Source organism: Gottfriedia acidiceleris (assembly GCF_004138285.1).
Classification (GTDB): Bacteria; Bacillota; Bacilli; order Bacillales; family Bacillaceae_G; genus Gottfriedia; species Gottfriedia acidiceleris_A.
The window spans coordinates 269,504-282,238 of the sequence record NZ_SCFN01000003.1; the positions used below are offsets into that span (position 1 = coordinate 269,504).

General features: G+C 33.7%; 11 protein-coding genes. All 11 read right to left on the bottom strand.

Annotation, left to right across the window (positions count from 1 at the left end; genetic code table 11):
* Positions 1–104: 104 nt before the first annotated feature.
* The 11 genes from EP747_RS06540 to EP747_RS06590 all read right to left on the bottom strand — a co-directional run bounded on the left by EP747_RS06540 (position 105) and on the right by EP747_RS06590 (position 12,679).
* A complete protein-coding gene (locus EP747_RS06540) occupies positions 105–971 on the bottom strand; it encodes a 2-oxoacid:ferredoxin oxidoreductase subunit beta (RefSeq protein ID WP_129689077.1) in 867 nt (288 codons plus the stop codon).
* Positions 958–2,715 (bottom strand): 2-oxoacid:acceptor oxidoreductase subunit alpha, encoded by a 1,758-nt coding sequence (locus tag EP747_RS06545; protein WP_129689078.1) that lies wholly within the window; start codon positions 2,713–2,715, stop codon positions 958–960. The genes EP747_RS06540 and EP747_RS06545 overlap by 14 nt, the downstream gene beginning before the upstream one ends.
* Before the next feature lie 230 nt (positions 2,716–2,945).
* A complete protein-coding gene (locus EP747_RS06550) occupies positions 2,946–3,872 on the bottom strand; it encodes a dipeptidase (protein WP_129689079.1) in 927 nt (308 codons plus the stop codon).
* Positions 3,873–4,111: 239 nt separating this feature from the next.
* Positions 4,112–4,372: a stage V sporulation protein SpoVS gene (gene spoVS / locus EP747_RS06555; protein ID WP_044893696.1), complete on the bottom strand. Its 261-nt coding sequence runs from the start codon at positions 4,370–4,372 to the stop codon at positions 4,112–4,114.
* A 126-nt stretch (positions 4,373–4,498) separates the two neighbouring features.
* A complete protein-coding gene (locus tag EP747_RS06560; RefSeq protein WP_129689080.1) occupies positions 4,499–5,290 on the bottom strand; it encodes a TIGR00282 family metallophosphoesterase in 792 nt (263 codons plus the stop codon).
* Positions 5,291–5,507: 217 nt separating this feature from the next.
* Positions 5,508–7,079 (bottom strand): ribonuclease Y, encoded by a 1,572-nt coding sequence (gene rny / locus EP747_RS06565; protein WP_129689081.1) that lies wholly within the window; start codon positions 7,077–7,079, stop codon positions 5,508–5,510.
* 668 nt (positions 7,080–7,747) lie between these two features.
* The gene (recA, locus tag EP747_RS06570) at positions 7,748–8,791 is read right to left on the bottom strand and encodes a recombinase RecA (protein ID WP_129689082.1); all 1,044 of its coding nucleotides are present in this window, start codon (positions 8,789–8,791) and stop codon (positions 7,748–7,750) included.
* A gap of 249 nt (positions 8,792–9,040) precedes the next feature.
* Entirely contained in the window at positions 9,041–10,300 is a 1,260-nt protein-coding gene (locus tag EP747_RS06575; RefSeq protein ID WP_129689083.1) for a competence/damage-inducible protein A, read from the bottom strand.
* A 23-nt stretch (positions 10,301–10,323) separates the two neighbouring features.
* A complete protein-coding gene (gene pgsA, locus EP747_RS06580) occupies positions 10,324–10,902 on the bottom strand; it encodes a CDP-diacylglycerol--glycerol-3-phosphate 3-phosphatidyltransferase (RefSeq protein ID WP_129689084.1) in 579 nt (192 codons plus the stop codon).
* 71 nt (positions 10,903–10,973) lie between these two features.
* On the bottom strand, positions 10,974–11,867 hold the full coding sequence (locus EP747_RS06585) for a helix-turn-helix domain-containing protein (RefSeq protein WP_129689085.1): 894 nt from the start codon (positions 11,865–11,867) through the stop codon (positions 10,974–10,976).
* A gap of 20 nt (positions 11,868–11,887) precedes the next feature.
* Positions 11,888–12,679 (bottom strand): DUF3388 domain-containing protein, encoded by a 792-nt coding sequence (locus EP747_RS06590; protein ID WP_097975425.1) that lies wholly within the window; start codon positions 12,677–12,679, stop codon positions 11,888–11,890.
* Between the last annotated feature and the right edge of the window lie 56 nt (positions 12,680–12,735).

Genomic DNA, 12,735 nt, shown 5'->3' on the forward strand with positions numbered 1-12,735 from the left:
AATTACTTCAACATCTAACGGGATTCTCCTTCATAATAAATTATCAGCATGTCTATATGTAAAATAAAAAAAACTCCTCAAAAAATGAGGAGTTTTTCTTTTTATTACATGAATTCAGCAACTATTTTTTCGAATTGTGCTTTTTCTAATTGAAGTTCTGATTCAACTAATGGTTCTTCACTGTATCCAGAAATTAATTGTTGGTATGATTTTTGTTCTTTGTTTTGGTAAATAAGACCAGTTACTAAACCTTTATTTTGCATTAATGTTTGCATAGCCATTTCTTTGTTTGATGGATCATATCCTTCAACATCAGAAAGTTTAACAAGATTTTCTTTAAACCAGTCATATGTGTTTACTTTATTGTAAGTTACACATGGGCTGAATACGTTAATTAAAGAGAAACCTTTGTGGTTAATACCTTGCTCAATTAATGAAGTTAATTCTTTTAAATCACTTGAGAAACTTTGAGCTACGAATGTTCCACCAGCTGTTAATGCCATTTCCATTACTGAAAGTGCAGATTCAACAGAACCTTGTGGCGTACTCTTAGTTTTGAATCCTACATCACTACGAGGTGATGTTTGACCTTTTGTAAGACCATAGATTTGGTTATCCATTACGATATACGTAATGTCAATGTTACGACGAATTGCATGGATTGTATGACCTAAACCGATAGCGAATCCATCACCGTCACCACCAGAAGCGATAACAGTTAGATCACGGTTAGCCATTTTTACACCTTGTGCAATTGGAAGTGAACGACCATGGATACCATGTAAACCGTATGAGTTAATATATCCAGAAATACGACCAGAACATCCAATACCAGAAATTACTGCAAGGTTATCAGGTTCTAAACCAACATTTGCCGCTGCACGTTGAATAGATGCTTGTACAGAGAAGTCTCCACATCCTGGGCACCAGTTTGGTTTAATATTATTACGAAATTCTTTAAATGTTGCCATTTAGAACAACTCCTTCCTTGCAAGTATTGTAAATTTCTTTTGGTAAGAAAGGATTTCCATCATATTTTAGTAAGCTTGAAATCTTTTCTGCATGACCACAATTCATTTTAATAATGCTTGCTAATTGACCAGTAGCATTATTTTCAACAACGATTACACGTTTAGCTTTTTTAAGCTCAGGCATTAATTCGTTTGTTGGGAATGGGTGAATTAGACGGATATGAGCATGGTTAACTTTGATACCATCTTGCTCTAAACGAACCATTGCTTCTTCAATCGCACCACGAGTTGAGTTGAAACCAACTAGTAATACATCAGCATCGTCGTGTTTAGAGTTCACTAACACTGGGTTAGGGAATTTTAGGTTATTTAACTTACGCATACGTTTATCCATTTGTTGATTACGGTTAATTGGTGATTCTGATGGTTTACCCATTTCATCATGCTCAACACCAGTTACGTGGTGAATTCCACCTTTCATACCTGGTACTACACGAGGAGAAACGCCATCTTCAGTCACTTCATAACGTTTGAAGTACTCTTTGTTTTCAGATACAGGTAATTCTTGTTTGTAATCAAACTTACCACGGCGAATTTGTACTTTTTCAAATTGAAGTGGCTCAACAGTTTGTTTACCTAAAGAAAGTTGTAAGTCTGTAATTACGATAACAGGTACTTGGAATTCTTCAGCTACGTTAAACGCTTCCACCATATCGTAGAATCCTTCTTCTACTGTACTTGGAGCGATTACTACTTTCGGAATCTCACCGTGAGTTCCGTAGATCATAGCCATTAAGTCTGATTGCTCTTGTTTAGTTGGAAGACCAGTACTTGGACCACCACGTTGAGTATCAACGATTACTAAAGGAACTTCAGTCATACCAGAAAGGCCGATTGCTTCCATCATTAATGAAAGACCAGGACCTGCAGATGATGTTAATGTACGAACACCAGCATAGTTAGCACCGATTGCCATTGTACATGCAGCAATTTCGTCTTCAGTTTGAATAACTGCTCCACCATACTGAGGTAATTTTTTAATTAAGTATTCCATAATTTCAGATGCTGGCGTAATTGGATACGCTGCCATAAAACGAGAACCACCAGCTAATGCACCCATTGCGATTGCATCGTTACCGATTAGGAACATACGTTTTTTACCATCAGCTTCTGATAATTGCATTTTATTTACATTCACGCCAAGCATTTCTCTCATTTCTTCTGCTCCACGTGCTATTGCTTCTATGTTTTTCTCAACAATTTGTTGACCTTTTTTACCAAAAATTTCATCTACAACTTCTCTGAAAACTTCGATTGAAAGTCCTAAAATTGCACTTGAAGCTCCAACTGCAACCATGTTTTTCATTAATGAAGTACCTAGTTCAGTAGCTAATTCTGTAAATGGAATTGAATAAAGTGTTACGTCAGTTGAATCTGGAATTGTCGGATTAAATTTAGCATCAGCGATTACAATACCGCCTTTGCGTAATTCATAAAAGTTTACATCGATTGTTTCTTGGTCAAATGCTACTAAAATATCTAAGTCATCTGAAATTGCACGAACTTCAGTTGTACTTACACGAATTTTGTTATTAGTGTGACCACCTTTAATACGAGAAGAGAAATGACGATATCCGTATAAGTAGTAACCTAAACGGTTTAACGCAATTGCAAAAATCTCACCTGTACTTTCGATACCTTCACCCTGTTGTCCTCCAACTTTCCACGAAAGTTGTTCAATCATTTCCTACACCCCTTTGAATGCCCTCATTCGTAATAAATTAAATTATAAATGGATAATTTTTTTGCATATCATTCATTTTATTATAAAAGAATGAAAGCGATTTAAAACATATCTTTTGATATGAGTTAATTCGCTTTCAATTCTAGACCTATTAATCAAAAAAATCAATGATTTTGAAAGAAATTATTCCTTTAATTTTTATATTTTTATTATTCTGAACAAGTAACGTGTTATTTGTAATGTATATATGATGAATAATTCTCATACATAAAGCCTTTAACCTGCTGTTCTGTATAGTGTTTAAGCAATTCATTTGTTAAATTTTGATAAAGACCTACATGATGTAAATTTGTTGGATGAGTATCTATTCCATCAAAATCTGATCCCATCGCGATAAATTTTTCTCCACCGAGAGAGCACATATAATCGATATGTTTAAGAATATCAGAAATCATTGCGACACCTTCATCGACTAAAAATGTAGGATAGAAATTAATTCCTACAATTGCTCCTCTATTAAACATAGCCTTTAGCTGTTCATCATTTAAATTTCTTGGATGTTTACAAATCGCTTTAGCATTTGAATGAGTCGCAGTTGGATATTTTGCTTGTTCAAATGCATCCCAAAACGCGGCTTCAGTACAATGAGAAAGATCACACCACATATTATGCTCATTTAAGTAATGAACTACACTTCTTCCAAAATTAGTTAACCCCCCATTTCTTTCTTCAAGAATTCCATCTGCAGCTTCATTTGCATAATTCCATACTAAACCGACACTACGTACGCCTAGACGATGCAATATCTTTAAGCGATTAATATCACCTAAAAGCGCGTCACAGCCCTCTAGCGTCAAAATAGCACCCATTTCGTGACTTTTTAATCCAACTTCATCTTCTTTTGTACGAATTACTTTTATATGATTATCTTCTGTTGCTACTTTTTCATAAAAAAGCGTGACACATTGAAGAGCTGCATCAAATTTGATTAGTTTATGTACTTTTTCGGGAATATAAATGGCATAACATTGTATTTTACTATTCCCTTGTTTTAAACGATTAACTGAAACTTGTAGTGAATCATCATTTTCAAAATTGATCGAAGGCTTTTCTAGTAATTTCATCAATACATCACAATGAGCATCAAAAACTTTCATAAATTAACACCCTTCCATTTTTTTAACTATTGAAATTAGTGTAACATATTAATAAATTCAATAATAAAAGTAATAATTATACGAAAAAAAAACTCGTCGATTGACGAGCTTTAAGTCGGAGTTAAAGTCTTAGCTCCACTTTTTAATTACAAATTTGCGTAATCTTACTCGCTACCACTTAATCTTTCTTGAATTAAAAATAAAACAACCTGTCGCTTTAGGCTAACAGGTTGTTATTATTAACGAGGCTCTACGATTAATTTAATCGCTGTACGCTCTTCCCCATCGATTTGAATATCTGTAAATGCAGGGATACAAATAAGGTCTACACCACTTGGTGCAACAAATCCTCTTGCAATTGCAACTGCTTTTACAGCTTGGTTTAACGCGCCAGCACCAATTGCTTGAATTTCTGCTGAACCACGCTCTCTCAATACACCTGCAAGTGCTCCTGCTACAGAATTAGGGTTTGACTTTGCTGAAACTTTTAATATTTCCATTCCTGATCCTCCTTGTACTTACAAAGCTATTATTGTGTACAATAAAAACTATTCTCGATAACAAGAAGTTATTCCTGCAAATATTTAAAAGTTTTTTAAAAATTTTCACAATTCTTTTAATTAATATTATAGCTCTTGATGATCATCATTTATTTGTATTCTTTTTATCGATTTTGCCAGCCCAGATTGTTTGTCTAATTCGATGATCACACCACTTAGCTGACCTCTACCTTCATCTACTTCGAATCTCACTGGTAAGTTCGTTAAGAATTTTTTAATAACAGCTTCTCTCGTAACGCCTAGAATCCCATCATATGGACCAGTCATTCCAACATCCGTAATAAACGCTGTACCAGCAGGTAAAACTCGCTCATCAGCCGTTTGAACATGTGTATGAGTACCAACAACCGCTGTTACTCTTCCATCCAAATACCAGCCCATAGCAATTTTTTCACTTGTTGCTTCAGCATGAAAATCAACAAAAATGATGTTTGTTCGTTTTTTAGCGATTTTTATTAGCTCATCAGCTTTTTTAAAAGGACAATCAAGTGGTGGTAAAAATGTTCTACCTTGTAAATTTATAACAGCTATTTCAACATCATTAAAATTTAAAAATACTAATCCAGTACCAGGTGTACCTTCAGGGAAATTAGCTGGTCTAACTAAGTATTTTGCTTGATCAATAAATTCAAAAATATCCTTTTTATCCCATGCATGGTTACCAAGTGTTACTGCTTGAGCACCTAATTCTAAAAATTCACGGTAAATTTTTTCCGTTATTCCTTTACCGTGCGCTGCATTTTCACCATTTATGATCGTTACTGAAGGATTATATTTCCTTTTTAAAGCTTGAATATTAGCCTTTACCATTGCCCTACCATTTGAACCAACTACATCGCCTATAAACATTATTCTCATTTCGTTACTTCCTTCCAACTTGCCACTGTAAATACAAATACACAGCACTGATTTTACTTTTAGATTACCCAAAAATACGAAAAGCCCCATTACTAGCACAATCTGAATCGTTCATCTATGCCATTCAACTAAGATTCATTTCAGATATGTATTAGTTGGAGCTTTTTAAAATACTTTATTTTGTTACAAAAAAGAAAATAAAGTGGCATATACCACTTTATTTTGCATACTCGACAGCTCGAGTCTCACGAATAACCGTAACTTTTATATGACCTGGATAATCCAGTTCATCTTCTATACGTTTTCTAATATCTCTCGCTAATCTATGAGCTTGTAAATCATCAATTGTATCTGGTTTTACCATAATACGTACTTCACGACCTGCTTGAATAGCGAATGATTTTTCTACACCTTCGTATGATTCAGAAATCTCTTCAAGCTTTTCTAAACGACGGATATAGTTTTCTAATGTTTCGCTACGTGCACCTGGTCTTGCAGCAGATAATGCATCTGCAGCAGCTACAAGAACTGCAATAATAGAAGTTGGCGCAGCATCTCCATGATGAGATGCAATACTATTGATAACTACTGGATGTTCTTTATATTTCGTTGCTAATTCAACACCGATTTCAACGTGACTTCCTTCTACCTCATGGTCAATTGCTTTACCAATATCGTGAAGTAAACCTGCACGTTTTGCAAGTTTTGTATCCTCACCAAGTTCAGCAGCCATAAGTCCAGCTAGGTTCGCTACTTCCATCGAATGCTTTAACACATTTTGACCATAACTAGTTCTAAATTTCAGACGACCTAATATTTTAATTAAGTCAGGGTGAATTCCATGAACACCAACTTCAAAAGTAGTTTGTTCACCGACTTCACGTATGTACTCATCTACTTCTCGTCTTGATTTTTCAACCATTTCTTCAATTCGTGCAGGATGGATTCGACCATCTTGTACTAATTTATCTAGTGCAATTCGTGCAGTTTCACGACGAATTGGATCAAAACCTGATAATATTACAGCTTCAGGCGTATCATCAATAATTAAATCTATACCAGTTAACGTTTCTAAAGTACGTATATTTCGTCCTTCACGGCCAATAATACGACCTTTCATTTCATCATTTGGAAGATTTACAACAGAAACAGTTGTTTCAGCAACATGATCTGCAGCACATCGCTGGATTGCTAATGATAAAATATCTTTTGCTTTCTTATCTGCTTCTTCTTTTGCTCGAGCTTCTGTTTCTTTTACTAGTATTGCTGTTTCATGGGATAATTCATTTTCGACTTTAGTAAGTATTAATTGTCTTGCTTCTTCACGATTTAAGCTAGAAATTCTCTCTAACTCTTCTTGTTGAGCAGCAATTAATGCTTCTATCTTGCTTTCCATTTCTTCTATCTGCTGTTGTTTTAAAACAAGAGATTCCTCTTTTCTTTCAAGAACAGACTCACGTTTTGAAAGTCCTTCATCTTTACGATCTAAGTTCTCTTCTTTTTGCATTAAACGATTTTCTGACTTTTGTAGTTCACTACGTCGATCTCGAATTTCGTTCTCTGCATCTGTACGAATATTGTAAATTTCGTCCTTTGCTTCCAATAAAGCTTCTTTTTTAATTGTTTCTGAATCACGTTTTGCATCTTCAATAATTTGATTTGCATGATTAGTTGCGCCATTTATTTTAGCTTCTGCAATGGACTTACGGACAAAAAATCCGACAGCATAACCGACTCCGAATGTGGCAAGCAATGCGAAGATGATCAAAATTATAGTATTTGCACCCATGATTTCACCTCCTCTTGCTATTTAGTTAGTTTCATTTTTGTCGGCTGTTATATTGTATAAATAATTGCATCAACATACAGCACACTTCATTTCATTTTTCACAAAATAGTAATATTTTTTTAGAATATACACTTAAATATTAAATCTCTTACCAAATGATGTCAAGCCTTGTAAATCGCTTACTTACTTGATTTATCAATATTTATTACATTTTTACTAGATTTCATACATGAGAATCTAAATTTTATTCATTAATTTATTTATTAAGATTTTATTAGCAAGTTAATTGATCGAATTTTTCATTTATGAAGTACTACTTATAAATATAAAAGAAAATAGATATTGTGTGTGTTTTTGATATGTCCTGAAAATAGAAGTATGCCTGATTCCAATGCAGGACACCTACTTACCATGAGTGACTTGATTTACTCTTCACGTTCGGTCCTCTAGGGTCTCACGTCGCATTTCTATAGGAGTCGTTTATCCTTCCGTTTGTAACAGCTCTTTCTTATTCGTGAAATTATTATCTATTTTCCATTTAACGCCATTTGAAAATCCAATAATTACTTTTTAGAAAATCAAAGAAATAAGAAATATTAGATATAAAAAAATGCAGGCACTTTTAATAAGCGCCCACATTTTTTCTGTTGTTTTAAACTAACTTATGATTACTCTTTTAATAAAGAGAATTGTTCTTCGTCGTCTGTTTCTGTTACAGTAACAGGGTTATCTAAACCATGGTGAAGACGGATCGATTGTTTAATCGTATCACGTATTTCTTTATTTTCTTTTAAGAATTGCTTAGCATTCTCACGGCCTTGTCCAAGACGCTCTTCATTGTAAGAATACCATGCACCACTCTTAAGAACGATATCTAAATCAGATCCAATATCAAGAATTTCTCCTTCTTTAGAAATACCTTCTCCATACATAATGTCTACGTCAGCTTGTCTAAATGGTGGTGCTACTTTATTTTTAACTACTTTAATCTTTGTTTTGTTACCTACAATATCATTACCTTGTTTTAATTGTTCAGCACGACGTACTTCTAAACGAATTGTAGAATAGAATTTTAACGCACGTCCACCTGGAGTCGTTTCAGGATTACCAAACATAACCCCAACTTTTTCACGAATTTGGTTAATGAAGATTGCGATCGTTTTTGACTTGTTAATTGCACCAGAAAGTTTACGTAATGCTTGAGACATTAATCGTGCTTGTAAACCTACGTGAGCATCACCCATCTCACCTTCAATTTCAGCTTTAGGAACTAATGCAGCTACTGAATCAATTACGATAATATCAATTGCACCACTACGTACTAATGCTTCAGCGATTTCAAGTGCTTGTTCACCTGTATCTGGTTGAGATAATAATAACTCATCAATGTTTACACCTAATTTTTGAGCATAAACTGGATCTAATGCATGCTCAGCATCTATAAACGCCGCTTGTCCTCCATTTGCTTGAACTTCAGCGATTGCATGTAATGCTACAGTTGTTTTACCTGAACTTTCAGGACCATATACTTCGATAATTCGTCCTCTTGGATATCCACCTACACCTAATGCTACATCTAGTGCTAACGATCCACTAGAAATAGTTGAAATTTGGCGGTCAGTTTGTTCTCCAAGTTTCATAATTGAACCTTTACCGAATTGTTTTTCGATTTGTTTTAAAGCCATATCTAATGCAGCTTGACGATCACTCATTTAGATTCCTCCTTCAGGATTCATTTATCTCTTAACTATATAATAACTGTTTTTTGTTCGTTTGCCAACAAAAAAATAGAACGTTTATTCGATATTTTTCGTATTTAAACTTAAATTTTAAAGAATAGAAACGCTTGTTTCGTATTTTTCGGTCTATAAAACTAGATTTTTATTAATATCGAAACTATAAAATTAAAAAACTCGGCTAAATTAACCGAGCTTTTATATTATAAAATATTCTATTTCATTTTATAAGTCTTGACTTTCAAAACTTGAATTAATTAATTTAATCAACAAGTTCGCGCCATTTTTGACACTTGATAATCTTATTTGTTCTCTAGTGCCACTGAATTGAAACTCTTTAACAATTGATTCAGAATCACCAATTTTAATACCGATAAATACTTTTCCTACTGGCACATCTTCTAATGTAGACGGTCCTGCTTCACCAGTAAAACTAATTGAAATATTACTTCCTGTTAATCTTTGAATATTTTCAACTAGTGATTTTGCACACTCTTCACTTACTGCGCCATTTTTATTCAGAATGTCTGATGGCACATTTAAAAGTTTTTGTTTCATTTCATTAGAATAACAAACAACACTTCCTTTAAAAATGGACGAGTTACCAGGAATATCTGTCACTCTTTTACTGAATAGACCTCCAGTTAAACTTTCAGCAGCAGAAATAGTCAGTTTAAAATCTTTTAACTTTCTTGATAAAACTGTAAACAAGTTTTCATTATTTGTACCATATATAAACTGTCCAACACGCTCACGTATTTTTTCTTCAGCTTGTCCAATTAGTTTTTCTGCCTCTTGTTCATTACTAGCACTTGCAGTAACTCGAAGCATTACTTCTCCCTCACTCGCTAAAGGTGCAATCGTTGGATTTGATTGATTTTCAAGTAAATCAAGAATTTCAGTTTCTAAAATCGATTCACCGATGCCAAAAAACTTAAGCTCTTTCGAAATAATCGTACTTGCTTCCTTTCCTTTTAAAAAATAAGGAATTAGTTCTTTCTCGACCATCGGAATCATTTCTTTAGGTGGACCTGGTAATAATACAAATTGTTTATCTTTCGCTTCATAAACCATTCCAGGTGCCATACCGTTTTTATTTAACAAAACATGTGCATTGTTAATGACTAATGCTTGTTTTTTATTATTCTCAGTCATTGGTCGATTTACTTTAATAAAATATTGTTCAATATACTCTAGTGATTGAACATGATAAACAAGTGACTCTTGAACATATTCAGAGACAACTTCTTTCGTTAAATCATCCTTTGTTGGTCCAAGCCCACCAGTTAAGATGATTAAATCACTTCTTGATGAAGCAATTTCTAATGCACTTTTAAGTCGATCGGAATTGTCTCCTACAACTGTTTGGAAATGATGGTGATATCCTAATGCAGATAAATGTTTTGCTAAAAATTGAGCGTTTGTATTTGCAATTTGGCCTAAAAGTAGCTCAGTACCTACCGCGATGATTTCAGCACGCTTCATATCATTTCCCCCTATATTATTAATTACATTGATTTAAGAAGAACATCTCTATTTTTATAAAAATAATCCCAACCAGAATATACTGTAAAGAATAATGCGACCCAAAGTGCTACATCCGCAATCGAAAATGGTAAGAAATTCAATGGGAAGTCGTGTAAGAAATATGCTGAAATCGCAACTATTTGAGCCCAAGTCTTAATTTTACCTAGCATTGCAGCAGCATGGACTTCTCCAGAGCCAGCTAAAATCATTCGTAAACCAGTTACAGCAAACTCTCTACTTATTATGACAATCGTAATCCACGCAGGAACATAATGAAAATCAGTTAAGATAATTAATGCTGAAGAAACAAGTAATTTATCAGCAAGTGGATCTAAAAACTTACCAAAATTAGTAACTAGATTATATTTTCTTGCGTAATAACCATCTATAAAATCAGTAACAGAGGCAATGATAAAAATTGCAGCTCCTACTAAATGATTAACTGGTATCGAATCACCAATTAATGTAACTTTTCCCCATCCAAAATCTATTAAAACGGCAATCATAAATAATGGAATTAGACAAACCCTTGACACTGTGATCTTATTTGGTAAATTCATGGTAAAACCCTCCAAAACTTTCTAAAAATGAAGCATTTATAATAAATGAATAAAAGCCATCTTAAAGATGACTATTGATTCATTTTTAAATTTTTAATCGTAATCTTTTGGTGAACAGCATTTGTTGGACTAACTGGATATTTAAATACCTCATCGTTAATTCTTAGCTCAACATTATTAGAAGCACCAATATTTACAGTTACTTCATTTTCATCTGTTAAGTCGTAGTTTTGAGTTTGTCCTTGTTTTAAAATTCCGGAATAGAACATTTTTCCATCAGCATTTTTTAAATCCACATAACTTTCACCATTTGCAACTACTTCTAATTTAAATACATCCGTACCAGATAAAGAAATAGTAGTTCGTTTACCCGCTGCAGAGTCAACCGTAATTTTTTGCGCTGGCGTTTGCTCAGTCACATCATTTTTCGGTTTCTCTGTTTTTTTCGTATTATTCGTTTTAGCCTGATCTAGCGCATTATTTTTTGGTTTTTCAATTTCAGAATTAGAGTTAGATTGAGATTGATTCGTATCCGCAGATTTTTCATCATTTTTTGATGGGAACATCATATAAATAGCAATGCAGATTCCAATGATAAGAATCGCTACTAGTATCCTTGGTAAATAATCCATTATTCGTGATGACTTAACATTGCTTAATGGTTCTTTAAGCTTTGATGATCTACTAGGGATCTCTTCATGCTTTACTTCTTCTACTGTATTTGCCACAGTTGATTCCTCTACCACTGGCTTTTCAGTTAGAAATCCAGAAACGTCAACACCAATTGTTTCTGCATATTGTCTAATAAATGCACGAACATAAAATTGCCCTGGCAATATTTCATAATTACCTTCTTCAATTGCTTCAAGATAACGTTTCTGAATCTTCGTTAACTCTTGTACATCGTCAATTGATAAGCCTTTCGCTTCTCTTGCTTCTCGTAAATATTTTCCTAATTCTGTCACAAGTTACACCCCAACTAACTTTAAAAATCAAACATTGAGAACGAGTTGTGTCCATTTTTATCCATTTGGTCTACAAGTTCATATTTAATTTCTTCATTTTCATCATTTCTTAATTCTATTATGTAATCAAAATCTTCTAAAGAGTATTCAGTTTGCTGTACAAATACATCAGGATGCTCTACTACTTTCACAGAAGACATTGCCATAATTTCGCGAACCAATTGCCAATGTTGCTCATTTGCTCTTCTATGAGAAAGAATGCCATCAATAATAAATACATTATCTGAATTATATTCGTCTTCTATTAATTGACTTCTTAATGTTTGTTTAATTAATGTTGATGAAACAAATAACCAGCGTTTATTTGCACATACACTTGCTGCTACAACTGATTCAGTTTTACCAACACGAGGCATTCCTCTAATTCCGATTAGCTTATGGCCTGGCATTTTAAATAACTCTGCCATAAAATCAACAAGCATACCTAAGTCATCGCGGACAAAGCGAAAAGTCTTTTTATCATCTACGTCACGTTGAATATAAGTGCCATGTCTTACAGCTAAACGATCTCTTAGAGTTGGTTTTCTAAGTTTAATTATTGTTATATTGTCCATAGTATTTAAAATTGATTCAAATCTAGTAATTTGGTCATCGTTATCGCAGCCAAGTAACATGCCGCGTTTCATTGTGTCGACACCATTGATTGTTAAAATATTAATCCCTAGCATACCGATTAGCGATGCAATATCTCCAAGTAGTCCAGGGCGATTCTTATGTATTTCATACTCAAAATACCATTCGATTAACTCCATACCTATACCCCCTATTTGTTAACTACTTAACTCTCCATTTAATAATAAACGATTTC